The following is a 24,046-nucleotide window of genomic DNA, read 5'->3' on the forward strand; positions in this document are numbered from 1 at the left end:
TCGTATGTTTATATCCACCGATTCAGGGCGAGCCTGCGTTTATGATGCTTTACACTCCCATCTTTTTTGTTTATTATTTCATCTTTGCGGTACCTTTACAGTTGTTGTTTTCCTTACAGCCCAAGGCTTTTCATCCTCTTTATTTAGCGGCTTACTTACTGATAGCAATGATTGTCATGCTTTTTGTTATGGATGGAATTGAGAGCTCAACATCCCTTCCGATCATAATTGTCAGCAGTCTCATCTACTGGACCTGCGATTCTTTCATTCATCAAAGAATGCATAAAAAAAACACCTAATGTGTAGGTGTTTTTATCTATTCTAGTATGTGTTGACAGCGCTCCACATTATCCAAGACCTCTTTCGGCTCGGTGACCTAATGATCACTAATAGAATCTATCCTCAGTGATTGGAACTTTTTATTTCATGCTTGTGCCAGCGTGTGAAAAAATGGGGTCCTTCAATTCAAAATCAAATGTCTTCCCATCAACGATACCAACTGTTTTTGAACTGTCGTAAAGCTCAAGCAAGCACGCTGCCATTTCCTTTGATGTGTGATATTTCTTAATAGTGCCTTCATATTCGAATTGATCGACATCTAATGAACGCTTTGCAAATTCCGATTCTGTCGCAGCAGGCGCTAATACTTTTGCCTGTAATTTGGCTCCTTTTTCTTTCAATTCTAGGGCCAGCCCTTCTGTAAAGGCGCTCACATAAAATTTCGTGGCTGAATAAGTGACAGCATTGCCGACGACGGTATAACCCGCTCTTGAAGAGATATTGATTAGCTGCGTCCCCTCTTTTTGCTCATAATCACGGACAAACAGAGTGGATAAAATTGTTAACGCTTCAATATTGAGATGAAGCATGTCCCCGATTTTTTTCACATCCTGCTCTCCTATTGAACCAAAATGGCCAAACCCAGCATTATTAATGAACGTATCCAGCTCATCACCAGCTAATGACTCATAGAAAGAATACACTTGCTCTCTGTCTGTTAAATCAACAGACTGGACTTTCACTTGAATATCGGGATATGTTTCTAGAATCTTTTCTTTCAGTTCTTGGAGTTTATCAAGCCGGCGTGCAGCTAAGATCAGATTTTTTCCTCTTGCTGCAAAGACCAAAGCCGTTTCATATCCAATACCTGAACTTGCCCCTGTAATGACTGTATAGCCCATTGTATATCCCCCTATTCGTATCTTCTAGCTGTTTAAAGTATAGCGAGAGCATGTGACTCTAGTCAATTTTGAAGAGATTCAAAGAGACATGAACAACTGAACGTTCAGCATTTAATCGGTTTCTTTTGAATTATGTTGGAGGATAGCCTGCTGAGCTTTTTTTGTTAATTTGTGAAAAACCAGTTGATAGGAATGTTCAATTAGCTCTTCGACAAATGAAGATGGAATATCTGCATCAAGATAAATAGAATTCCAATGCGTCTTATTCATGTAATAGCCGGGAATAATTCCTTCATGCATTTCTCTTAATTCTTCAGCACGTTGCGGATCACATTTTAAAGTGATAACTGGCTTGCGATCGACGTCTCCCCCCATCATGGCGAACATCTTTCCACCTATATGATAACGATCTGCCTGCCACTCAGGTTGATAGTCGTGGGTTGCTCCTTGTAAAGAAAGACAAAATGCCTGTAGTGTCTCTTTTTTCATTCTATTAGCTCCTTTTTAGATGTCTTCTATCTTACTATTATATCGACTACTGCGATTGTTGTATCTACACTTCTTTTCAAGACGTCAGCAAGAACACAAAAAAAGCACAGAAAAAAAGTCTGTGCTTTTTACTGATATCCGAATATTTCTTATTCAAACGCCTTCTTAAGCTGATCGCTCATCAGATGCCAAGCCTCTTCAGCTATCTTTAAATCTCCGGCATGAGTGAACGCATGAGGGACTCCTTTAAATTGTTTGTATGTGACATCTACCCCTGCTTCTTTTAACTTGTCCGCATAATGCTCAGCTTCTTCAGCTAGTGAATCCTTCTCAGCTGTGATAACAAGAGCTGGAGGCATTTGTGCTAACACTTCTCTCTCTGCAAAGACTGGAGAAACGAGCGGATTGTGCGGATCTTGACCTTGCAGGTAGAAGGCATTAAACAGTCTCGCCATTTCAACTGGAATTGCTTCTTCAAACGCTGGCTTTTGTGCTGGATCAGTAGCCAAATCAAGCGGCGGATAGTCAAGCACTTGATAGACAATCGGAAGTTTGTTCCCTTTTTGGATATCAAGCAAACAAACCGCTGTTGCCAAATTCCCACCTGCACTATGTCCACCAATGGCTAATCGATTTGGGTCTATTTGTAGTTCATCAGGATGTTCATATAACCATTTCATCACATCGTAGCATTCATGAAGAGCGGCCGGGAAAGGGTGCTCCGGTGCCAGCTGATACTCCACATTGACGACGATACACTCCGCACGATCTGCTATGACCGGACACCAATGATTATCCATTTCAGCACTTCCAAGGATAAAACCGCCCCCATGCAAATTCACGAAAACAGGTAGGGGTTGTTTCAATGTTTTCACAGGTTTAAATACCCACACCTTTGTTTCACCAGCACCTGTTGGGATATCATATTCCATTTTGTTCACTTCAGGAGGGTGGACTGGCTTTAATTCCGATTGACTAGCTAATGAATCTTCAGCTGGTTGACGTAATGACTCAGCCATTTTGATTTGTTCGTCTAAGTTCATGATCTCAGCTCCTATCTTATTCTTTTATCTCTATCCATTCGTTACGAATTTCGCCTTTTCCTTCAATGTCGTCAGAGAGTCGTTGCTTTTTATCTATCTCCCCATTTTCAGCTCCTTTGAAACAAACATTCCCCCTATGAATAAATAAAAAAAGCACTGCGGCGCTAAGTCCTCAGTGCTTTTCATATATTATGATACTTGTTGTTCGACTTTCACTCGTTTAATAAAGAAAGCAATTACCAAGCCAATCACTGTCATGATGACAGCAAAGATAAAGGCATGCTGGACGCCATTTGTAAAGGCGAGCAGCCGATTGACTGGATTTGCGGGATCAGCCACATTTTGCATAAAACTGCGAGTTCCTGATGAAAGGATCGAGATACCAACCGCAGTCCCAATCGCTCCTGACACTTGCTGCAATGTATTCATAATCGCTGTACCGTGCGGATATAGCTCTGGCGGCAGCTGATTCAAACCGTTTGTTTGGGCAGGCATCATGATCATCGCAATCCCAACCATTAACGTAATATGAAGCGTCACGATATAACCGATTGACGTATTCATACTTAAGTTCGTGAAGCCAAACATGGTCGCTGCAACGATGACAAGACCTGGGATGACAAGCCATTTCGGCCCAAATTTATCAAAAAGCCCACCCATGATTGGCGATAGCAGTCCATTGATAATTCCACCTGGCAATAGCATTAAACCGGCTGTAAATGTAGACAGTGCCAAGGACGTTTGCAGATATAATGGCAAAATCATCATAGCAGACAGCATCACCATCATACACACTAAAATCAGAAGTAACCCGATCACAAACATTGGATATTTAAATGGGCTTAAATTCAACATCGGTTCTTTCATGTTTAACTGTCTTAGGGAGAACACAAGAATGCCAATGACACCTACAACAATCGCCACAATCACATGCATACTGCTCCAGCCGCCGCCTTCACCAGCACTGCTAAAGCCATACACAATTCCACCGAAACCGATGGTTGATAGCACAATCGATAAAATATCGATTTTCGGTCTTGTGGGTTCCGTAATATTTTGCATAAAAATATACCCAAATACGAGTGCAGCAACCAATAACGGAAGCGAAATCCAAAAAATCCAATGCCACGTTAACGATTTAAGAATGAGACCAGAGACCGTTGGACCCACTGCTGGGGCAAACATAATGACAAGACCGATAATCCCCATTGATCTACCTCTTTTATGAGGTGGAATGATGACCAAAATCGTATTAAACATCAATGGAAGAAGCAAGGCTGTTCCTACTGCCTGCACCACACGTGCCACCATTAAAATACTGAAGACAGGTGCAACGGCCGCAATAAATGTACCGATGATCGAAAAGACCAGTGAGGTGATGAAAAGCTGTCTTGTTGTAAACCATTGAAGAATGAGGCCTGAAATTGGAACAAGAATCCCTAGTGTTAATAAATAGCCGGTTGTAAGCCACTGAGCAGTCGTTGCTTCAATACCAAAATCTAATGTTAAACTTCTCAGCGCCATGTTGAGTGCCGTTTCACTAAACAGTCCAATAAATCCAGCTGTGATAAATGAAATAATAATGGGCAGCGTTCGAATGTCGGAAGCTGCTGTTTGCTGTTTGTTCATATTAAGTTGGCTCCTTTTCTTTTTCAATTTTGATAAACCATAAGTAGTTAGGCTGGACAGAAATGAGCCACTTCAATGTCTAGGAAAAGACAGACAAAACCTGTCTTTCCGCAGCGAATTGTGCAATTTTTTCAATTGAGTAGCCGGATTCATGAATATAAAACATGAGTTCAGGCGTCATTGGAGAGGACATACATAATGTCGTCAACTCAATGTCTTGTATGTTCGCTTCTCCTTTTACTTTCGCTTCCTCGAGCAAATCACGAATGATTTGTTTGAGTGATTGACTGTAATGACAATCATATACTTTACTTGTCTGCTCTAAATTTCCAGAGATCGTCAGCATCCGGATCCAGTCTAAGTGATGACCAACGATGAGATGGATCTCCTCGAGAACATATTGCAAACGATCTTGAACAGGCTGATCACTGATTTTATTTAAGTAAAGATGCAAAGCAGGGATCAGCTGTTCAAATCTCTCACCAAGAATAGAGAGACACAAATCACTTTTATTTGCATAGCGGCGGTAAAGGGTTCCTTGACCAACACCAGCTGTTTTAGCAATTTTATGCATACTGACATTCTCTACACCAAACTCTTGAAACAAAGAGAAAGCGACCTCTTCAATTTCCTTTCCAATATCCTTTTCCATGATGCTTCACCTTCATCCACCTTGCATATATCTCTATGTGTAAATCAAATTTCTTTCATTTTCATTAGGACAATTGTACCGGTATTATCTTACGGACAACTGTCCGCTTTGTCAATCATTATTTTTTACCTATCAATTTTCTTTTCATTCTATTAAAAAAACAAACTGTTTATCATTATTTAGACCGATTTTCCATTTTGAGAGAATCATGTATGATCAAAAAGAAAACGCTTTCAAAAAAGAGAGGGGAATGCCCACATGTCTTACCGTGTAAAACGAATGTTGATGCTGCTTGTCACTGGATTATTCTTAAGTTTGTCCACATTTGCTGCAAGTGCCTCGGCACAAACGGGCGGGTCGTTTTATGAGCCGTTCAACAACTATAATACCGGGTTATGGCAAAAAGCCGATGGGTACTCGAACGGAAATATGTTTAACTGTACGTGGCGTGCAAACAATGTCTCCATGACGTCGTTAGGGGAAATGCGGTTATCGCTCACAAGTCCTTCCTATAATAAGTTTGACTGCGGGGAAAATCGTTCCACTCAAACATATGGCTATGGGCTTTATGAAGTCAGCATGAAACCAGCAAAAAATGTTGGGATCGTGTCTTCGTTCTTTACTTATACGGGACCGACTGATGGTACGCCTTGGGATGAAATCGACATCGAATTTCTAGGAAAAGATACGACAAAGGTTCAGTTTAATTATTATACCAATGGTGTCGGAAATCATGAAAAAATCGTCAACCTTGGTTTTGATGCAGCAAACTCTTATCACACATATGCGTTCGACTGGCAGCCTAACTCGATTAAATGGTATGTGGACGGTCAATTAAAACATACGGCTACTACTCAAATCCCTCAAACACCTGGAAAGATTATGATGAACTTATGGAATGGTGCAGGTGTCGATGAATGGCTCGGCTCCTACAACGGTGTTACTCCACTTTACGCTCATTACAATTGGGTGCGTTACACAAAAAGATAACCACATCACAAAACCTGTGACAAGTCACAGGTTTTTCTTCATTTAAATAGAGTTCGTTTTTAATTGATGAACTAGTTTTTGTTCATAACTGTGGATAATATCTTCATAACTTTCAATCTTGTAATCTAACCGTTTAATCGTTTCTTCGATTTCCTTTTGTTTGTCTACAAGTCTTTCTCTCTCATTGACCAAAATACGCTTCCTTGAGGACAATGTACGATCCTCTCCCTCGATAAATAAAGCCGTATATTCTCTAAGAGCATCAATTGACAGACCCGCATTTCTCATACATTTAATAAATTCTATCCACTGAATATCTTCTTCTGTATAATCACGAACACCATTTTCATCACGCCTGATCGGTCTAATTAAACCTATATTCTCATAATACCTGAGCGTAGCAGTAGATAAATCGAGCTGCTTGGCGGCTTGTGCTATTTTCATTGTTTTCACCCTTCTCTTCTTTCTCTTACTTGACGATCTCCCTTTTCCCATCATCTCCATTTTTATCGAGAAGACAAGATACTTTTGGCTCAAATCTTGATTCAAGGTTGATGCTAAAGCCTGAATTGAGGCGATCACAGGGTTCTATGTTGACTTAAAGTTCACTTTAAGACGTACAGTATAGAGGAAGGACCGAATCTTACTTTTGAAAGGATGATCCAGAATGTGTCAGACGCACCAATCAAATGTTTTAAGTGTTTCCCATGCAAAAGCAAACTTTGAACGGACAACCATTGAACGAAGAGCACTTCGTCCACATGATATTTTAATTGATATTCAGTTTAGCGGGATCTGTCATTCAGATATCCACAGTGCCTTTGATGAATGGGGCGGCGGTATTTTCCCAATGGTTCCGGGTCATGAGATTACTGGAGTTGTTTCAGCTGTTGGGGATGCTGTCACGAAATTCAACATTGGTGATCGTGTAGGCGTCGGTTGTTTTGTCGATTCTTGCGGTACATGTGAATATTGCCAAAATGGAGATGAACAATATTGCAAGAAAGGAGTCGTTCAAACTTATAATAACCTGGATTATGATGGAGAACCAACTTACGGCGGCTACAGTCAGAAAATTGTTGTGACAGAACGATTTGTTGTCAATATTCCTGACCAGCTCTCCCTCGATGCCGCCAGCCCTCTTCTCTGTGCCGGTATCACAACGTATTCTCCGTTAAAACACTGGAAGGCTGGGCCTGGCAAAAAAGTGGCGATTGTCGGAATGGGCGGTCTAGGTCATGTCGCCATTCAATTTGCACGCGCACTTGGTGCAGAAGTGACTGTATTAAGCCGCTCTATGAATAAAAAAGAAGAGGCGCTGTCATTTGGTGCAAAAGACTATTTTGCTACAAGTGACCCTGATACGTTTAAGACACTAGCCGGTCAATATGATCTCATTCTCAATACCGTCTCTGCCAATATCAACGTGGATGCCTATTTGTCCTTACTTCGTGTTGACGGAACATTAGTAAACGTCGGTGCACCACCAAAGCCAGACAACTTCCATGTGTTTTCATTAATTACGGGGCGTCGCAGCATCGCCGGCTCACTCGTTGGCGGCATCCAAGAAACACAAGAAATGCTCGATTTCGCAGCTGCTCACAATATCGCACCACAGATTGAAGTGATCAACGCAAAACAAGTCGATGAAGCGTATGAACGTGTGCTCAATAGTGATGTGCGTTATCGGTTTGTGATTGATATTTCGACATTATGATCAAAAAATCATGTTCAAAGACTAGCCAGTTTGGCTGGTCTTTTGTTGTTTCAATCAAAATAAAAAAGGCTACTATATGAATAGTAGCTCAAAAGATCGGTTTATATTTTGCGAAAAAGCATATTATGAACGATTTGTACTCCTATTGGTTACTCGATGTATATGAATGATTAAATAGACAAGCTCTTCATCGGTAGGAGTGATCCTATCATTTTTCTCTAGGTATGTGACCATTTTTTGTGCACAGCTATATGCTTTTGGATAACGGTTTTTTATTTGTTCAAAAAGCGAATCATTTTCATCCGGTATTCCCTCTTTAGAGAGAATTCGATAGGCAAAATATCTTAAATGTGTCATAAACCTACTATAATTTATTGAATTTTCGTCTAGTTTAATGCCATAGTGGTATTTCACAATATTGATTAGATCATTCACAATCTTGGTCACTTCAATGGTTTGCTTCATATCACTCCCGCTCTGTTGAGCATTTACAAAATGAAGCGCAATGGACGCAGCTTCTTCAGTTGGCAGTGCAATTTGAAGCCGCTCTTCAACGATTTTTAGTGCCTCTAAAGCCACATGATATTCCTCTTTATGAAATTTTTGAATTTCCCATAAAAGCGGGTTTCTGATATCGATGCCTTCTTGATATCGTGTTATGGCAAAACTAATATGGTCCGTCAAGGTTAGGTAAATATTTTGGTTGAAACTTACGGCTAATTTATTTTCAGCATATTCAATCATGTCTTTTGTTAGTTCTAAATATTCGATGTTAATATGTTCAATGAGTTCAGTCAGCTTGTTGGTTTGACCTTTGTCAATGACAAACTTTTTATCCACTTTCGAAAAGTCTACCTCTTCACTGTTATGCTTATTAAAACCGATCCCTTTCCCCATCACAATCATTTCATGATCCATCTCATCACTTAATAAGATGACATTGTTATTAAAGATTTTTTTGATTTTCATTTAGATCACCCACTTTCCTACAATCCTAAAGAAGAAAATCCAGAGAAAATTTAACGTTCTCATTTTAATCTATCATACTTTATTAAAAAAATACTTTTATCATTTTAAAATGTTAAAGCTGACTAAATGAGATCAGTTCGATGCCTTGTTCTTTCATGTAACCTAACCACTCCTGCTTTAACAATAACTGTAGATCCTCTTCTCGCTCATCATTTAATGAAGAAATTGTTCGCAACTCATCATCAACAAATCCAGGATGGCACGGTATTTCAATCGTTGCGTTTGTCTGTTTATATTTTGCTATCGTATTGATGAGGACAGATTCCTGCATAATGGGAACTGAGAAATCTGCGCATAATACATCTGTCGTTTTCACACCCGATTCGGCTAATTGAGATTTAATGAAAGGATCATCCGTTAAAACATCATCTTTTCTCATAGGAACACGATATTCTTTGGCCAATTCAAGGATGATCTGAAACATCTCTGCATGCATAACACTAAAACCATGATGTGTGTCAATATGTGTCAGTGTTAATCCCGAAGAAAGGAACTTTTCGATTTGGGCTCTGAGCTCTGCACGGACTTCTCCTTTATGAAACGTACTTGGAATCAATGATGGCTTTCGATAGAAATTCCCTTTGCCATCTACAATCGACTGAACCTTCCCACTTTCAAGTATAGGTTTCAATAATGTAAGGTTTAAGTGGACTCCCATTGCTTCAATTCCTGCTTCTTTTGCTAATTCTATAGATCGATCAAAATGTCTTGTATTCGTCAACATCGTGGTATCTGTAATGATCCCTTCTTGCATCCCTTTCAAAATGCCTTTACTCACTGACTCTGTTAAACCAAAGTCATCTGCATTGATAATTAACCTCACGGAAGCACACTCCTTTTCCTGATATTTAGAGACAAACACCAGGTAAAGAATACCTGGTGTTCATATTAAGATTTTTTCTTTAGATTCAGTAAATCTTCGTTCTTTTGAATTTGCTCTTCAACTGGAACAACCGCATCTATGTGCTCATATTGGTCGGAATTTGTGATGACAATTGGTGTTGTCGTCTGAAAACCAGCTTCAATGATTTTATCTAATTCAAATTTGATGAGAGGCTGGCCTTGTTTCACATCATCCCCTTGATTCACCAAACAAGTGAAATACTTTCCATCCAGTTTCACCGTATCTATTCCTACATGGATTAATATTTCGGCTCCCTTTTTAGAAATCATGCCAACTGCATGTCCACTTTCCATTGTAACCGATATGACGCCATCTACCGGGGCAACGACTTCCCCTTGGCTCGGTTCTATCGCAATTCCTTTCCCCATCGCTTCTGAAGAAAAAACAACATCACCCACTTGTTGAAGTGCTTTCACTTGTCCAGAGAGAGGGCTCATGATTGACTCGTTTGTTTCAAGCTCTTTATTCGTAGCGTTGTCTTCTTTTTTCTGTTGATGCTTCAATTCATATCCAAATATGATGGGAAGAACTGCTGCAATAACAATCGTTATCACAATACCTAGGATATAGAGAATCATCGGACTTTGAGCCGGGAACGTAAATACGTTAAGGAAGAAATTAAAGACAACTAATTTTACGTTAAAGATCGCAATCAGCGCTCCTCCAATGGCTCCTGCTACAACCATATAGATCATTGTTTTTCTATGTCGAAGGATAATCCCATATAAAATGGGTTCCGTAATTCCAGATAAAATGGCTGATAGAAATGTCGAACCACTTAAGGCTTTCATATCTTTGTCTTTTGTTTTCAAGAAGACCCCTAAAGCAATCCCCATTTGTGCTGCAACAGATGCTGCTGCCAATGGCACAATTAAATCAGATCCACTTTTAAGATTTTCTAAAATGATAGGCACCATTGCCCAGTGCAGTCCAAACAAAACTAAGAAAGACCAAGACCCTCCAATGATAATACCCGATACAATATGACTGCTATTGATCAAATAATTGACCAAGTCGCCTAACCATGTCCCTAAATAAACACCAAATGGTCCAACGAGCATGGTTGTTAAAGGTACAGTGATCAAGATAGATAAAAACGGAACAGCAAATATTTGAATATTTTTGTGAATGACTTTCTTTAAATTTCTTTCAATGAATGCAAATAGACTGACGGCAATAAATATAGGAAATATTGATGATGCGTAATCTAATAAAGGAACTGGGATTCCTATAAAGGAGACAACGTTTCCTGCCTCACGCAGAGCAGTGAAGTTAGGCTCTAGCAGTGCTGCACCAATAGCACCTGCTACATATGGGTTTGCACCTAATACTCTAGCAATCGTGACTCCTAATAAAATGGGTAAGAAATAAAATACTGCATTACCAGCTGCCGCAAGAACGGCGTACGTACCACTTTCTGGCGTTAATATATGAAGATTTTCTAAAACGATTAACAGTGCTTTCATCAAACCTGCCCCTGCAAAAGCAGGAATTAATGGCGTTAAACTTCCTGAGATTAAAGCAAACACTTTTGATAAAATGGTTTGTTTTTGCTCTGATTTCCCGACGGAATGGTCATCATTAAATTGCCCTTGACGTTCAATTTCTTGATAGACATCAGATACATGACTTCCAATGACCACTTGCAATTGCCCGCTACTTTCAACTACCTTTAAAATGTCTGGATGTTGCTCCAGTTCACCTTTTTTCACTTTATCACTTTGGCTCACCCTAAAGCGCAGCCTTGTTGCACAATGAGTGACACCTTGAACATTCTCACTGCCACCCACCAATTTTAAAATATCTTTTGCTAACGTCACTTTATCCACTTTCATCGCCTCCAGAAAAATAGTTTAAACCAAACTTTTTTACGAGTTCCCCCCTTCAAAACAATAAACATGTTATCTTTCTATGTTGAAATAAAAAAACCTGAATTGAGGCCGGTTAATTGCATCGCAATGCAATTAACTCACATCAATTCAGGTTTCGCCTGCCGAACAGTCACAATCCCTTTTCATATATGTCATTGTCATGAAGATTTGCTGAAAAAAGGTATAAAAAAACCTAAACTGAAACCAATACAATAACAAACATTATTGTACACGTATCAATTTAGGTATCGCCCTTAACGGTCACAATCCTATTATGAAACTGCTTACACATTTAATATAGAGTATTTTTTTAAGAAATACAATATAAATTTTAACTAATTCAATTCTTGTTAAAGAACGTTTGAGTAAAAAAGAAAATAAAATAATTTATGGAAATTCCGCATTTTGTCAATCTAGTATGTTATACTATACACTAACCTTTGAAGCATGAAATTTTTTACGAATACCTTGCACCATCTCCCTACTTGTACGCTGAGTAGGGTTTTTTCATGCAAAAAAAACAGGCCCTCTGTAGAGAACCTGTTTTGAAAAAAGAAGATTAAGCAGTTTTTTGAACGTTAGCAGCTTGAGCTCCACGAGAACCTTGCTCTACGTCAAATGTTACTTTTTGACCTTCGTCTAAAGATTTGAATCCGTCACCTTGGATAGCTGAGAAATGTACGAATACATCGTCGCCTTCTTCACGTTCGATAAATCCAAAACCTTTTTCTGCGTTAAACCATTTTACTGTACCTTGTTCCATGATTGTTGCCTCCTCGTGCGTTTACCACACAATGTATTATACTATCCTTGCCCAAAGTACCCTCAAGACGAAAAGTCAATCTTCATACTATCCTTTACGCCGAACAAAAATAATTACTTTTTATTATAGCATGAATCGGAAATAATTGCAATTTGTTGATTTAAAAGCATATCACACATGACATAGTGACTCAAATAAGAGAGGTGAATTGATGGTAAAAAGAATAATCTAGTTCCGTCTCACTCCAGTAAACTCTTATTGATAAATACTACACATTTTCCGACTCCAGTCTATTTAACCAGTTATGGACTAATGAATGAAACACATCGGGTTGTTCAATCTGCAGGTTGTGACCAGCCATATCAAGCACTGCAAAAGTGGCCCTTGGATAGTCTTCGATCAGCCGCCACGCATCGTGATATCCGACGACATGGTCTTGACGTCCTGTGATCATGAGCGTAGGATACTGAAATTCAGAAGGAATATCGAAAGTAAAGCCATATCCATTTTGAAGAATATTGTTGATGAATTCATGATTTGTTTGTTTAGAAGGAAGGTAAATTTCATCGCGAAACCTCTCCCATTCCGTTTTTCCTTGCACAACCGCCATGGAGCAAAATTCATCCGCCTCTTCTGAAGACAGTTGTGAAATTAAGTGACTGTCACTTTTTAGAACGGTCTTCTCTGGCACGACTCTTTTATCGAATACAGGTATAGTCATTGGAGCCACAAGCAGTAATCCACGAACGGTTTCCCGGCGTGAATGAACAATACCTCTAGCTATGTACCCTCCATACGAATAACCACAAACAATGAACTGTTCATCAGGGATCATCTCGTCCAAAAGACGCAATACCGCTTCTAACATATCATCTGAGTTCTGAATAGATGGATGCGGCTTGGAACGTCCCATCCCCGGTAAGTCTATGTATATTCTTTTCCAACCGCTTTGTTTTTCAAATACCGGTTCCAATGCATGTAACATCACTTGATGGTCAAGTGTCCAACCATGCAATATCACGATCGGAAATCCCTCTCCAATGACTTTATGGTAAATTGACATGTATTTTCCTCCTTTCCTAACCTTCAACATTTTATCACAATTTGAGCAATATTCTTCGTTTCACAGAACTTGATATTATCGTAATGCCATAGATAATGGTTCTATCACTTCGAAAATATAAAAAACCAAAGGTCTATAACCTTTGGTTTCTTAGATGCGGCCGAGAGGACTTGAACCTCCACGGGTTATTCACCCACTAGGCCCTCAACCTAGCGCGTCTGCCATTCCGCCACGACCGCGTGTATGATGTGCTCATATATTCATAAGTGCACTGTTTGAAAAAACAATGCGGGTGAAGGGACTTGAACCCCCACGTCATAAAGACACTAGATCCTAAGTCTAGCGCGTCTGCCAATTCCGCCACACCCGCGTGACAATGGTGAGCCATGAAGGACTCGAACCTTCGACCCTCTGATTAAAAGTCAGATGCTCTACCAACTGAGCTAATGGCTCATCTGCTATGCAGAAAAACATATATAAAAAATGGCTGGGCTAGCTGGATTCGAACCAACGCATGACGGAGTCAAAGTCCGTTGCCTTACCGCTTGGCTATAGCCCAACGAATCAAAAAACAAAACATGACCCGTACGGGATTCGAACCCGTGTTACCGCCGTGAAAGGGCGGTGTCTTAACCGCTTGACCAACGGGCCATACAATAATGGCGGAGAAGGAGGGATTTGAACCCTCGCGCCGCTTACGCGACCTACACCCTTAGCAGGGGCGCCTCTTCAGCCACTTGAGTACTTCTCCATTATGGCTCCGCAGGTAGGACTCGAACCTACGACCGATCGGTTAACAGCCGATAGCTCTACCACTGAGCTACTGCGGAATAATAAGACATGTTTCATTATATCTATGCCAGAAAAATGTGTCAAGAATTTTTAAGTGTTTCATTCCTGTCTCATTAGCGACGGCTTTTATAATTTAACATATACTAATATAACAGTCAAGCCTTTCTTCCTTCCTTTTTGTTTTCTGTTTAGACATGACAGAAAGACCCCGACCTCTAACTGAAAGACCAAGGTCTCCTTGCTGCTGCGCTCCCTATAGGTTCATGACAGCTTATACTTTCGCATCCACTTGTAAAAGGTGCTTCTTGGCACCCCTGCTGACCTCGCTGCTTCTGACACATGACCTTTTGTTTTGTGCAGTGCTTCTATCACTGTTTGCTTTTGAATGCGTTCCCTAAACGTGAGCTCTTTTGGAATCTCGGTACATTCTACTGGAGGCAGCTTCTGCTTTTTCTGATCCATCGTCTCTAATACCGCCGTATATTGCGATTCACCAATCCATCCTCCTTTAGGAAACAGAACCCTTATATGTTCAAACAGATTAAAAAGCTCTCGTATGTTTCCAGGCCAATGGTACGCTTCCAGCTTACGAAAAAAAGATTCAGGAAATGTCGCATTCCATTGGTGTTTCTTTTGGTAATAACGATATAAAGCAACAATGTCTTCTTTTCTTTCCCTAAGCGGCGGGATGTTGATTGGATAGACATGAAGACGGTAATACAAATCTTCTCGTATTTTACCTTCCCTCAGCAGTTCGTTCATATTCCGGTGTGTCGCTGTAATGATTCTAATATCCAAAGGGATTTCGTGTGTCCCGCCGAGCGGTACGACTTTCCTTTCTTCAATGACCCTAAGAAGCGCCACTTGCATCGCATAAGGGATTTCGCCAATTTCGTCTAAAAAGAGCGTTCCTTTATGCGCCTGTTCAAATTTCCCCTTTGCTCCATGACGTTTTGCCCCTGTAAAAGCCCCTTCAGCATAACCAAATAGTTCGCTTTCTAACAGGCTTTCAGGTATGGCTCCACAATTCACGGCAATAAACGGTCCTTTATGTCTTTCACTAGCTAAGTGAATCGCTCGAGCGGCCAGTTCTTTTCCTGTACCTGTTTCTCCCCAAATATAGACATTTGCATCTGTTTGTGCCGCTCGTTTCAATTCGCTGAGCGTCTGCTGAAATGTCGTACTTGTTCCAGATTCCCCGGGAAATTGAGCAAAAGAAACAGTTATATTGCTCTTCGCTGCTTCTTCAAGAGAAAAAGACATCCCAAGCAGCTTTCCGTCTTGTTCTGACTGAATGATCTGCTTGTCCCGTGTAACAAATGTATCGTCCATGAGCAGCTCAACATCCATTCCGTACCAGTCTGAAAATCGGTCTCTAATCGGCTTACTTGCCAAAACAATCTGCTTTTTCTCATTACAGACAACATACGGCTCGTCCGCTTCTACCTGCTGGAGACAATGACTGATCAGCTCCATCTCTTTCCTTTTTTGCTGGACCTGAATTTCTCTCTCTATGGCATATGCAACTGTTGAAGCTATTCCAAGCATAAAAGGATGATTTTGATCCGCCATACAGGAGATATCAATGACTCCTATGATCGTGCCGTCTGCATCACGAATAGGGGCCGCTGAACAGCTCCAATGGTGGGAAGCGACTGAAAAATGCTCAGTTCCGTTGATGGCTACGGCTTCCCCAATGACCAGTGCCGTTCCAATAGCATTCGTTCCCACATCGGCTTCGGTCCAGCGCGCGCCCTCCATAAAATTTATTTTTTTCGCTTCGACCAACGTCCTTTGACTTCCTGTCAGACTTAGCACATAACCATCTGCATCGATAAGTAATGCCATCATGTCAGATTCTTTTAATTGCTGACTGATTTTATTTAAGTAAGGAAGAGCTGCATTTAGGAATAGTGAGTACTTCTTTTTTTGAACACTGAATAATTCCTTTTCTAACAACGACTGTCCTTTATCTAAATACGGATTCACATTTGCCTGTTTACATCTGTGCCATGACTCCATCACTCTCTTATCCAGACGAGACCTATCAAGCAAACCTTCATGAACAAAACGTTTCCAAGTATTTAAATAACAAGGCGTCGGATTCATTCCATCCTCTCCTCTGGGGGCTTTTTATCCATTATAGATAATTATAAAAGCGCTTTCAATTATTGGCTGACCCAGGAAGTCATTCGGATAGAAAGTTTCTCTATCAGCAGTGCACCGCTCGCCCATTTGTTTGCAGCAAGGCTTCGTGTATCGCCTCAGAGAGTGTCGGATGTGCCGCAATAAACTGCTCTAATGTATCAGCTGTCAGCTCTGTATGCATCATCACCGCCGCTTGTCCAATCAGTTCTGTTGCATTCGGCCCGATAATGGATACACCTAAAATTTCTTGATATTGCGGTTCGACAATGACCTTTACTTGACCAGCTGGCTGATTTAAAATTAGTGCTTTTCCATTTGCAGAGAATGCAAATTTCCCTATTCGAATCTCCCCATATTGTTTTCTAGCATTCTCTTCATTTAAACCGACACTAGCGATTTCTGGAGACGTGTAGATGCACCTTGGAATCACTTGTTCATTGACCTTTACATCTTCACCTGATGCATGTGATGCCGCAATCGTTCCTTCATGAAAAGCAGCATGAGCAAGCTGAACGCCGCCTGTCACATCACCGCACGCATAGATATGCGACAGATTGGTTTGCATATGTTCATTGACACAGATGCCATTCCTGTCAAATTCAATGCCGATCTGCTCAAGATTCAGCTCTCCCAGCCTCGGCTTTCTGCCAATTGCGACTAAACAATGATCAGACTGGATGTCACAGCGCTCCCCATGATCCTTCTCAACCACCACTTTTTTTGAGCTTGCATCAAGCTGTTTGACTGCTGCTGATGTCAAAATTTCTACACCTGCTTTTTGAAGCTGATCGTAAAGACAGTTAGCTGTATCGTAATCTTCTTCAGGTAAAATGTGTGCTGCCTGTTCAACCATGACAACCTTTGATCCCATTCTGCTAAAGATGCTTGCAAACTCACAGCCGATCACCCCTCCACCAATGATACAAAGCGAATCTGGTATTGAAGGGAGCGTCATCGCATCCTTACTATCAATGATCCACTCTCTGTCAAATGGGGCGAAAGGTAAAGCAGCAGGTTCTGATCCTGAAGCAATAATGATTTGTTTTGCCTGGATGATTTCAGATTTCCCTTCACTTTCTATCAATAGCTCATGTGCTGAAAGAAATGATGCCTTCCCATTTAACACGCTGATTTTGTTTTTATTCATCAAATAACGAACGCCATCAGTCAGCTGCTTGACGACTGACCGTTTCCGCTTTTGAACGGCATCCCAATGAATGACAGGCTCCTTCCCTGGAAGCTCAATTCCAAAATGTCCAGCTGATTTCACATGCTCGTACATATCGGCGCTTTGCAAAAGTGCTTTCGTTGGAATACAGCCTTCATTCAGGCAGGTACCTCCTAACAGGCCTTGGTCGATTAGTACAACCTCTCTGTCAAAACGGGCGGCTGTTATTGCCGCCACATATCCTGCTGGCCCGCCTCCTATAATGACAAGCGTCATTCATTTCACCTTCTTCCTATAAAAGAATGGATACTGGATTTTCTAAATACCTTTTAACAGTTGATAAAAATTGTGATGCCGGCGCTCCGTCCAGCACGCGGTGATCAAATGTCAGACTGAGTGGCAGGATCGTCCCTTTACATAATTCATTCCCACGATAAATTGGCATGTGATCCGCTTTGCCAACGCCAAGAATACCTGCTTCCGGCGGATTCAAAATTGGTGTAAAATGTTCCACACCATAGGCGCCTAGATTCGTGATTGTAAAAGTAGAGCCTTCAATTTCATAGTGGAGAAGTTTGCCTTCACGTGCTTTTTTTCCATACGATTTGATGCTCTTCGCCAGCTCAATAAGTGAAAGCTTTTCCGCATGCCGAATAACAGGCACTGCCAGACCGTGATCTAAAGCAGCAGCGATTCCAAGATGAACATACTCAAAAGTTTCGACTCTATCATTCTGATATTGACTGTTCATTGCAGGATGCTCTAGCAGGGAAAGAACCACTGCTTTGGCTACAAAATCGGTCATGGTTAATTTCATATCGTGTCGTGCTGCGGCTGTTTCGTTCAACTCAGGCTGTAATGCTGTCAGCTTTGTCACATCCGCTTTCATCGTTATTGTTAATTGTGCGCTTGTTTGCAGGCTTTCCATCATTCGCGAGGCAATGGTTTTCCGCATCATGCTTACTGGCTGATGCTTTGGTTCTTTTTGTTGTTTTTCTTTTTCATCAGGAAGTGCCCGAAGCACATCCGCTTTCGTGATTCTCCCATCTGGACCTGTTCCCACTAAAGTATGAATGTCCAGATTAGCGCTTTGAGCAATCTTACGTGCAACAGGGGAGATTTTCTTTCTCTCTTTCTTTTGTTTTGGCGTCAGGTCTTTTTCTTTCTTTTCCTCGATCTGTTCATTTCCTTCACCGATATAGCAGATGACCGTGCCAGGCGGTACACCTTCTCCCTCAGGCACTTTTATATCCAATATGGTTCCTTCTGCAGGTGATTCGATCTCCATTTCAATTTTTTCAGAGTTGATGCTTGCAATGCTTTCCCCTTTATTTACGGTTTCTCCGACCTCTTTATTCCAGACAGATACCGTTCCTTCTTTCATTGACATGCCCAATTTCGGCATCACAACCTCGACAGCCATCTTCCTCTCTCCTTTCTTTAGTTCAAGATCTTGTCATGACTCTTTCCAACCATTTCTAATACGGTGTTCACAACCTTATCAGGTGTCGGCAAATAGATATCTTCAAGCGGTGGTGAAAACGGAACCGGTGTATGAGGAGCCGTCACTTTTTTGATTGGAGCGTCAAGTAAATCGAACCCTTTATCCGCAACCAGAGAAGAAATATCTGCGGCAATTCCGCACCTTGGATTTGCTTCATCCACAATGACAAGCCGATTTGTTTTTTCTACTGAAGTTAGAATGGCTTCTTCATCGAGCGGTGACAAGCTTCTTGGATCAATCACCTCTGCTTCAATTCCTTGGGCAGCTAATTGCTCGGCCGCTTCGAGTGCTGTATGAACTTGTTTGCCTACTGCAAAAATGGTCACATCTGAGCCTTCTCTTTTCACATCTGCTTTGCCAAGCGGCAGCGTGTAGTATCGCTCTGGAACATCTCCTGTGATATTGTAAAGCGTTTTGTCTTCAAAAAAGATGACAGGGTCCTGATCCTCGATGGCTGCCAGCAGCAATCCTTTGGCATCGTATGGTGAAGAAGGCACCACTACTTTCAATCCAGGGATGCTTGTAAATAGCGCATACAAGCTTTGCGAATGCTGAGCAGCTGCTCTAAAACCCGCCCCATGTGTCGTTCTGATCGTGATCGGTACCTCTGCTTTTCCGCCAAACATATATCGGAATTTTGCTCCTTGATTCAGCACTTGATCCAGACAGGTGCCGATAAAATCATTAAACATGAGTTCTGCAATTGGTCTTAGCCCTGTGGAAGCTGCTGCCATGGCCGCACCTACATAGCCAGCTTCACTAATTGGTGTGTCAAGAACTCGCTCACGTCCAAACTCCTGAACGATTCCTTTCGTTACACCAAGCACACCGCCCCATGCTTCATCATCTTGTAAGTGATCGACATGAGCACCTCCAGCCACATCTTCCCCCATTAAAATGACATCCTCGTCTCTTCTCATGGCAAGTTTAATCGCTTCATTTAATGCACTAGACATGCTGATTTCTCTTGTCATTTTCCTCTCCCCCTTTGATTTATTGATACGAAACATACACATCGGTCAATAATTCGGCCTGATCTGGATATTCACTTTCTTCACTGAATGTAACGGCTTCATCTATCGCTTCTGCTACAGCCGCTTCAATATTTGATAGCTCCCCATTCGTCAGCAGCTGCTGCTTGATCAATTCATTTTTAAAAAGAGCGATCGCATCTCTCTCTTCTTGATGTTCAGTTTTTTCTTGATTGGTTTTGTAGCGCTGAGCGTCTCCTTCAAAATGACCATAATTTCGATATGTCATGCATTCAATCAATGTCGGACCTTCTCCATTTTTTGCTCGTTCTATCGCTTGTTCTGCTGCTTGATAAACGGCTGTCACATCTTTTCCATCTACTTGAATCCCAGGAATGTCATAACCGGCCGCTCGATCCACAATTGATTTGCAGCTTGAAGCATACGAAAATGGCGTCGCTTCCCCGTACCCATTGTTTTCTGCGATGAAAATGACTGGCAGTTTCCAGATGGCGGCGAGATTGATTCCTTCGTGAAAAGTCCCTTGATTGTTAGCACCATCCCCAAAAAAGCAAACGCTTACATTATCTTTCTTTTTATATTTAGCCGTGAGTGCTGCCCCGCACGCAAGTGGAAAGCCGCCTCCAACAATTCCGTTGGCACCAAGCATTCCTTTATCAAAATCTGCAATGTGCATAGATCCACCTTTACCTTTACAAAGACCTGTGGCTTTTCCATAGATTTCTGCCATCATTCCTTTTAGATCACAGCCCTTGGCGATACAATGACCGTGGCCGCGGTGTGTACTTGTAATACTGTCTTGTTCATTCAGATGAGCACAGACTCCTACAGCTACAGCTTCTTCACCAGCATAAAGATGGACAAAACCTGGCAAGATCCCTTTTGTAAAAAGCATGTGTACTTGATCTTCAAATTGGCGAATTTCCTGCATTTTTTGATACATCCAAACGGCTTTTTCTTTTGTGAGTGACATTTCCATGATAAAACCTCCTATCTTTTTTGCTTACACTTCTATACAAGCAAAAAGCGTGCCAACATCATGGCGCTTGAAAGCTTAGGATTTGAGCGATTCCCATCGATCAAAAAAGAGACAAAATGAGACTCGCGTCTCTATTTGTCTCAATATGTCTACTTCATCTCACAAAAAAAGCATCCCATAAAGGAATGCATATCATCACTCTGAACCGATTGTACGCTGCCATTTTAATTTTCCTTTGCAGACGCCGCACACATAACGAGAGGTATCAACTCGCCTTTTCCTGATAAAATACTGACCGCATCCTGTGCAAACATATTCTTGTCGCTTCTGTCCACGTCGTTTATTTTGTACGGTCTTTAGCGCTGTACAAAAACGCGGGGCTCCTACTTGTTTTAATAACTCTTTAAAGGAACGGTCACGATGCTGATAGCCTTTTCCCTCAAGATGCAGATGATAATGACACAGCTCATGCTTGATGATCCCGATTAATTCTTCTCGTCCATGTTCTTCTAGGTATCGGCGGTTCAATTCGATATTGTGTGTTCCGAGTAAATATCGCCCGCCTGTCGTTTTAAGACGGTCATTAAAAACAGCCTGATGGCGAAACGCCTTACCAAAGAACTGCTCTGAAATGTCTTCTGTTAACTGCTGTAACTCTCTTTCGTTCAATCAAGATCGTTCCTTTCTATAAAAACCTCGAACGGGACAATTTCCCCTTTGCATACATTGAAGGTACACCCACTGTTTTGATCAAAGGAGGAATGGGCGATGCCCAACTGGTTGAAAAATCAGATGCAGAAAGCATTTTATGAGAAAAATCATTATCAAATCAAATTGCTTAATCAATGCTGGTACTTCTATAGAAAAAAGCATTCAGTCACATCAAGGCACACCCCATCCTAAGGTGCGCCTCGTTTTTTGTTTACTCTGGTTTTAGCATCGATAGAGCGACCCGGCCTTTTGCCTGGTCAACGGAGTCTACCCATACGGTCACAATGTCACCAACTGATACAACGTCAAGCGGATGCTTCACAAAACGATTGCTTAGCTTGGAAATATGCACAAGCCCATCCTGCTTTACACCAATATCAACGAATGCACCGAAGTCCACAACGTTTCTCACCGTCCCTTGCAGCTCCATTCCTTGCTTCAAGTCTTCCAATTTCAACACATCTGTTTTGAGCAGCGGTTTTGGCACTTCATCCCGTGGATCACGCTCAGGTCTTGTCAGCTGATCAATGATATCTTGAAGTGTAATTGTCCCAATGTCCAGCTGCTGGGCTGCTTCGTCCAGTTTCACTTCAGCAATTTTCTCTTTTAACTGCTCTGTGCCAAGATCGTCTGGCGTCATGTTGATCATGCGTAAAAACTGTTTTATTTCTTTATAGCTCTCAGGGTGAATACCTGTACGATCAAGCGGGTCTTGTCCATCTGTAATGCGAAGGAAACCGATACACTGCTCATATGTCTTAGCACCGAGCCTTGGGATATCCTTCAATTCTTTTCTGCTTGTGAATCTCCCAATCTCTTCGCGGCGCTTGATGATATTTCCTGCGACGGCTTTTGAAAGGCCTGATACATATTGCAGCAGCGCCTGTGAGGCTGTATTGACGTTTACACCAACTTGGTTGACGACTGTTTCTACCACAAAGGTTAACGAGCTGTTTAATTGCTTCTGGCTGACATCATGCTGGTATTGGCCCACACCGACAGACTTCGGATCAATTTTCACGAGCTCTGCTAAAGGATCTTGTAATCTTCTAGCAATTGAGATGGCGCTTCGCTCTTCGACTTGCAGATCTGGAAACTCTTCTCGCGCCAGCGCTGATGCGGAGTAAACACTTGCTCCAGCTTCATTCACGATCAAATAAGACACCGGCTGATCCAGTTCTTGAATCAAGTCTGCAATGAATTGTTCTGTCTCTCTTGAGGCTGTTCCGTTTCCAATCGCAATGACTTCGATGTTTGATGATTGAATGATCTCTTTCACTTTTTGTTTCGCTTCCGCTTTTTTCTGCACGGGCGGATGCGGGTAAATGACGCCAATATGATGGACTTTGCCTGTATCATCCACGACAGCTAATTTACAGCCTGTACGAAACGCAGGGTCTACCCCAAGTACACATTTCCCTTTCATCGGCGGTTGAAGAAGGAGCTTTCTTAAGTTTTCAGCGAAAATATGAATGGCTTGTTCCTCAGCTTTTTCTGTCAGCTCTTTTCGTATTTCCCGTTCAATTGATGGCTGAATCAGGCGTTTATATGCATCATCAATGGCCGCTTCAATATAAGGCCTCGCCGTCGTTTGCTTGCCTTTTAAGACTTGTTTATCGAGGTAGAAACGAATATTTTCAGCAGGTGGTTCGATGGCTGCTTTCAAAATCCCTTCTTTCTCGCCTCGATTGACCGCGAGTACACGATGAGGCACAATTTTTTTAATCGGCTCTTGATAGTCGTAATACATTTCATAGACGTTTTTCTCATCGTTTTCAACGTCTTTTCCTGATGTGACAAGACTTCCCTTTTGGTACGTCTCACTGCGAATCCATTTCCGCATATCAGGATCATCCGCAAGCTGTTCAGCAATAATGTGCTGGGCGCCCTCCAGTGCTTCTTCTGCTGTTGTGACTTCTTTTTCTTCATTGATAAAAGCCGATGCTTTCTTTTCGATCTCATCGTTTGGCAGCTTCAGTAAATACTCCGCCAACGGCTCAAGTCCTTTTGCTTTGGCTACATTTGCCTTTGTTTTACGCTTTTGTTTAAATGGTCGATATAAATCTTCGACCTCTTGCAGCTTATGCGCCTGTTCGATCTTCTGTTTTAATTCATCTGTTAATTTGTCTTGTTCAGCGATTAAGCGAATCACTTCTTCTTTTCGATTCGTCACATTTTGGATATATGTATAGCGTTCAGAAATGGTTTGAATTTGCACCTCGTCTAGCGAGCCTGTCTGTTCTTTCCGGTAACGTGCAATAAACGGGACGGTGTTACCATCCTCTAATAGCTGGATCACACTTCCAATTTGTTTTGTTGAAAGCTTTAATTCTGTCGCAATTTGTTTCAATAAAAAGTCAGATGTCTTCATACTTTGCATCCTCTCACTGTGTCTTCTCTTTTAGTGTATCAAAAAAACCG

Annotated in this window: 21 protein-coding genes and 7 tRNA genes; 3 read left to right on the plus strand and 25 right to left on the minus strand. The window is 41.5% G+C overall.

Features of this window, described 5'->3' with window-relative positions; all coding sequences use genetic code 11:
- Window positions 1–419 precede the first annotated feature (419 nt).
- The 5 genes from LCD32_RS03245 to LCD32_RS03265 form a co-directional block, all read right to left on the minus strand.
- The gene (locus LCD32_RS03245) at window positions 420–1,181 is read right to left on the minus strand and encodes an SDR family NAD(P)-dependent oxidoreductase (protein WP_224562760.1); all 762 of its coding nucleotides are present in this window, start codon (window positions 1,179–1,181) and stop codon (window positions 420–422) included.
- Between the two features lie 111 nt (window positions 1,182–1,292).
- On the minus strand, window positions 1,293–1,670 hold the full coding sequence (locus tag LCD32_RS03250) for an MmcQ/YjbR family DNA-binding protein (protein WP_048001239.1): 378 nt from the start codon (window positions 1,668–1,670) through the stop codon (window positions 1,293–1,295).
- A 149-nt stretch (window positions 1,671–1,819) separates the two neighbouring features.
- The gene (locus tag LCD32_RS03255; RefSeq protein ID WP_224562762.1) at window positions 1,820–2,713 is read right to left on the minus strand and encodes an alpha/beta hydrolase; all 894 of its coding nucleotides are present in this window, start codon (window positions 2,711–2,713) and stop codon (window positions 1,820–1,822) included.
- Between the two features lie 189 nt (window positions 2,714–2,902).
- A complete protein-coding gene (locus tag LCD32_RS03260; RefSeq protein ID WP_025206803.1) occupies window positions 2,903–4,342 on the minus strand; it encodes a DHA2 family efflux MFS transporter permease subunit in 1,440 nt (479 codons plus the stop codon).
- A 79-nt stretch (window positions 4,343–4,421) separates the two neighbouring features.
- A complete protein-coding gene (locus LCD32_RS03265) occupies window positions 4,422–4,994 on the minus strand; it encodes a TetR/AcrR family transcriptional regulator (protein WP_057078413.1) in 573 nt (190 codons plus the stop codon).
- Window positions 4,995–5,252: 258 nt separating this feature from the next.
- Between LCD32_RS03265 and bglS the strand changes: the two genes are divergently transcribed.
- Window positions 5,253–5,984: a beta-glucanase gene (gene bglS / locus LCD32_RS03270; RefSeq protein ID WP_024719190.1), complete on the plus strand. Its 732-nt coding sequence runs from the start codon at window positions 5,253–5,255 to the stop codon at window positions 5,982–5,984.
- Window positions 5,985–6,026: 42 nt separating this feature from the next.
- Here the strand turns inward: bglS and LCD32_RS03275 are convergent, their stop codons facing one another.
- A complete protein-coding gene (locus tag LCD32_RS03275; RefSeq protein WP_046342750.1) occupies window positions 6,027–6,428 on the minus strand; it encodes a MerR family transcriptional regulator in 402 nt (133 codons plus the stop codon).
- Window positions 6,429–6,651: 223 nt separating this feature from the next.
- Between LCD32_RS03275 and LCD32_RS03280 the strand changes: the two genes are divergently transcribed.
- On the plus strand, window positions 6,652–7,701 hold the full coding sequence (locus tag LCD32_RS03280; protein ID WP_017366672.1) for an NAD(P)-dependent alcohol dehydrogenase: 1,050 nt from the start codon (window positions 6,652–6,654) through the stop codon (window positions 7,699–7,701).
- A gap of 123 nt (window positions 7,702–7,824) precedes the next feature.
- On the opposite strand, the gene licT is transcribed toward LCD32_RS03280, so the two are convergent.
- From licT to LCD32_RS03370, 18 genes are all read right to left on the minus strand, one after another.
- Entirely contained in the window at window positions 7,825–8,670 is an 846-nt protein-coding gene (licT, locus tag LCD32_RS03285) for a BglG family transcription antiterminator LicT (protein ID WP_017358459.1), read from the minus strand.
- Window positions 8,671–8,782: 112 nt separating this feature from the next.
- Window positions 8,783–9,553 carry a carbohydrate deacetylase gene (locus tag LCD32_RS03290; RefSeq protein ID WP_017366671.1) on the minus strand — a complete coding sequence of 257 codons (771 nt, stop codon included), beginning with the start codon at window positions 9,551–9,553 and terminating at the stop codon, window positions 8,783–8,785.
- A gap of 65 nt (window positions 9,554–9,618) precedes the next feature.
- A complete protein-coding gene (locus tag LCD32_RS03295; protein WP_035390358.1) occupies window positions 9,619–11,463 on the minus strand; it encodes a beta-glucoside-specific PTS transporter subunit IIABC in 1,845 nt (614 codons plus the stop codon).
- Window positions 11,464–12,064: 601 nt separating this feature from the next.
- Entirely contained in the window at window positions 12,065–12,268 is a 204-nt protein-coding gene (locus tag LCD32_RS03300) for a cold-shock protein (protein ID WP_003214229.1), read from the minus strand.
- 268 nt (window positions 12,269–12,536) lie between these two features.
- Window positions 12,537–13,331, minus strand: coding sequence for an alpha/beta fold hydrolase (locus LCD32_RS03305; protein ID WP_035390362.1), 795 nt, complete (start codon window positions 13,329–13,331; stop codon window positions 12,537–12,539).
- Window positions 13,332–13,486: 155 nt separating this feature from the next.
- Window positions 13,487–13,570: transfer RNA gene (locus LCD32_RS03310), tRNA-Leu, on the minus strand.
- A gap of 48 nt (window positions 13,571–13,618) precedes the next feature.
- Window positions 13,619–13,701, minus strand: a tRNA-Leu gene (locus LCD32_RS03315).
- 7 nt (window positions 13,702–13,708) lie between these two features.
- Window positions 13,709–13,784: transfer RNA gene (locus LCD32_RS03320), tRNA-Lys, on the minus strand.
- 31 nt (window positions 13,785–13,815) lie between these two features.
- Window positions 13,816–13,890 (minus strand) — tRNA-Gln (locus LCD32_RS03325).
- 20 nt (window positions 13,891–13,910) lie between these two features.
- Window positions 13,911–13,982, minus strand: a tRNA-Glu gene (locus tag LCD32_RS03330).
- A gap of 9 nt (window positions 13,983–13,991) precedes the next feature.
- Window positions 13,992–14,082: transfer RNA gene (locus LCD32_RS03335), tRNA-Ser, on the minus strand.
- A gap of 4 nt (window positions 14,083–14,086) precedes the next feature.
- Window positions 14,087–14,161 (minus strand) — tRNA-Asn (locus LCD32_RS03340).
- Between the two features lie 223 nt (window positions 14,162–14,384).
- Window positions 14,385–16,232, minus strand: a complete 1,848-nt coding sequence (locus LCD32_RS03345; protein WP_025206802.1) for a sigma-54-dependent Fis family transcriptional regulator — start codon at window positions 16,230–16,232, stop codon at window positions 14,385–14,387.
- Window positions 16,233–16,335: 103 nt separating this feature from the next.
- Entirely contained in the window at window positions 16,336–17,715 is a 1,380-nt protein-coding gene (lpdA, locus tag LCD32_RS03350) for a dihydrolipoyl dehydrogenase (RefSeq protein ID WP_035704233.1), read from the minus strand.
- A 16-nt stretch (window positions 17,716–17,731) separates the two neighbouring features.
- A complete protein-coding gene (locus LCD32_RS03355) occupies window positions 17,732–18,862 on the minus strand; it encodes a dihydrolipoamide acetyltransferase family protein (RefSeq protein ID WP_008346885.1) in 1,131 nt (376 codons plus the stop codon).
- A gap of 17 nt (window positions 18,863–18,879) precedes the next feature.
- Window positions 18,880–19,917, minus strand: a complete 1,038-nt coding sequence (locus LCD32_RS03360; RefSeq protein WP_008346887.1) for an alpha-ketoacid dehydrogenase subunit beta — start codon at window positions 19,915–19,917, stop codon at window positions 18,880–18,882.
- A gap of 19 nt (window positions 19,918–19,936) precedes the next feature.
- Window positions 19,937–20,914, minus strand: coding sequence for a thiamine pyrophosphate-dependent dehydrogenase E1 component subunit alpha (locus LCD32_RS03365; RefSeq protein ID WP_060780797.1), 978 nt, complete (start codon window positions 20,912–20,914; stop codon window positions 19,937–19,939).
- 195 nt (window positions 20,915–21,109) lie between these two features.
- Window positions 21,110–21,583 carry a SprT family protein gene (locus LCD32_RS03370; RefSeq protein ID WP_017358389.1) on the minus strand — a complete coding sequence of 158 codons (474 nt, stop codon included), beginning with the start codon at window positions 21,581–21,583 and terminating at the stop codon, window positions 21,110–21,112.
- Window positions 21,584–21,682: 99 nt separating this feature from the next.
- Between LCD32_RS03370 and cmpA the strand changes: the two genes are divergently transcribed.
- Window positions 21,683–21,817: a cortex morphogenetic protein CmpA gene (gene cmpA, locus LCD32_RS03375; protein ID WP_008346893.1), complete on the plus strand. Its 135-nt coding sequence runs from the start codon at window positions 21,683–21,685 to the stop codon at window positions 21,815–21,817.
- A 19-nt stretch (window positions 21,818–21,836) separates the two neighbouring features.
- Here cmpA and LCD32_RS03380 read toward each other — a convergent pair whose 3' ends face one another.
- Entirely contained in the window at window positions 21,837–23,996 is a 2,160-nt protein-coding gene (locus LCD32_RS03380) for a Tex family protein (protein WP_224562765.1), read from the minus strand.
- Window positions 23,997–24,046: the final 50 nt, after the last annotated feature.

Source organism: Bacillus sp. RSS_NA_20, assembly GCF_020165915.1.
Taxonomy (GTDB): Bacteria; Bacillota; Bacilli; order Bacillales; family Bacillaceae; genus Bacillus; species Bacillus altitudinis.

Excerpts from the sequence above, each read along its gene's own strand:
- LCD32_RS03245 (WP_224562760.1), bottom strand. The coding sequence starts at position 1,181 with ATGGGCTATACAGTCATTACAGGGGCAAGTTCAGGTATTGGATATGAA.
- LCD32_RS03250 (WP_048001239.1), bottom strand. The coding sequence starts at position 1,670 with ATGAAAAAAGAGACACTACAGGCATTTTGTCTTTCTTTACAAGGAGCA.
- LCD32_RS03255 (WP_224562762.1), bottom strand. The coding sequence starts at position 2,713 with ATGAACTTAGACGAACAAATCAAAATGGCTGAGTCATTACGTCAACCA.
- LCD32_RS03260 (WP_025206803.1), bottom strand. The coding sequence starts at position 4,342 with ATGAACAAACAGCAAACAGCAGCTTCCGACATTCGAACGCTGCCCATT.
- LCD32_RS03265 (WP_057078413.1), bottom strand. The coding sequence starts at position 4,994 with ATGGAAAAGGATATTGGAAAGGAAATTGAAGAGGTCGCTTTCTCTTTG.
- bglS (WP_024719190.1), top strand. The coding sequence starts at position 5,253 with ATGTCTTACCGTGTAAAACGAATGTTGATGCTGCTTGTCACTGGATTA.
- LCD32_RS03275 (WP_046342750.1), bottom strand. The coding sequence starts at position 6,428 with ATGAAAATAGCACAAGCCGCCAAGCAGCTCGATTTATCTACTGCTACG.
- LCD32_RS03280 (WP_017366672.1), top strand. The coding sequence starts at position 6,652 with ATGTGTCAGACGCACCAATCAAATGTTTTAAGTGTTTCCCATGCAAAA.
- licT (WP_017358459.1), bottom strand. The coding sequence starts at position 8,670 with ATGAAAATCAAAAAAATCTTTAATAACAATGTCATCTTATTAAGTGAT.
- LCD32_RS03300 (WP_003214229.1), bottom strand. The coding sequence starts at position 12,268 with ATGGAACAAGGTACAGTAAAATGGTTTAACGCAGAAAAAGGTTTTGGA.
- LCD32_RS03305 (WP_035390362.1), bottom strand. The coding sequence starts at position 13,331 with ATGTCAATTTACCATAAAGTCATTGGAGAGGGATTTCCGATCGTGATA.
- LCD32_RS03345 (WP_025206802.1), bottom strand. The coding sequence starts at position 16,232 with ATGAATCCGACGCCTTGTTATTTAAATACTTGGAAACGTTTTGTTCAT.
- lpdA (WP_035704233.1), bottom strand. The coding sequence starts at position 17,715 with ATGACGCTTGTCATTATAGGAGGCGGGCCAGCAGGATATGTGGCGGCA.
- LCD32_RS03355 (WP_008346885.1), bottom strand. The coding sequence starts at position 18,862 with ATGGCTGTCGAGGTTGTGATGCCGAAATTGGGCATGTCAATGAAAGAA.
- LCD32_RS03360 (WP_008346887.1), bottom strand. The coding sequence starts at position 19,917 with ATGACAAGAGAAATCAGCATGTCTAGTGCATTAAATGAAGCGATTAAA.
- LCD32_RS03365 (WP_060780797.1), bottom strand. The coding sequence starts at position 20,914 with ATGGAAATGTCACTCACAAAAGAAAAAGCCGTTTGGATGTATCAAAAA.
- cmpA (WP_008346893.1), top strand. The coding sequence starts at position 21,683 with ATGCCCAACTGGTTGAAAAATCAGATGCAGAAAGCATTTTATGAGAAA.
- LCD32_RS03380 (WP_224562765.1), bottom strand. The coding sequence starts at position 23,996 with ATGAAGACATCTGACTTTTTATTGAAACAAATTGCGACAGAATTAAAG.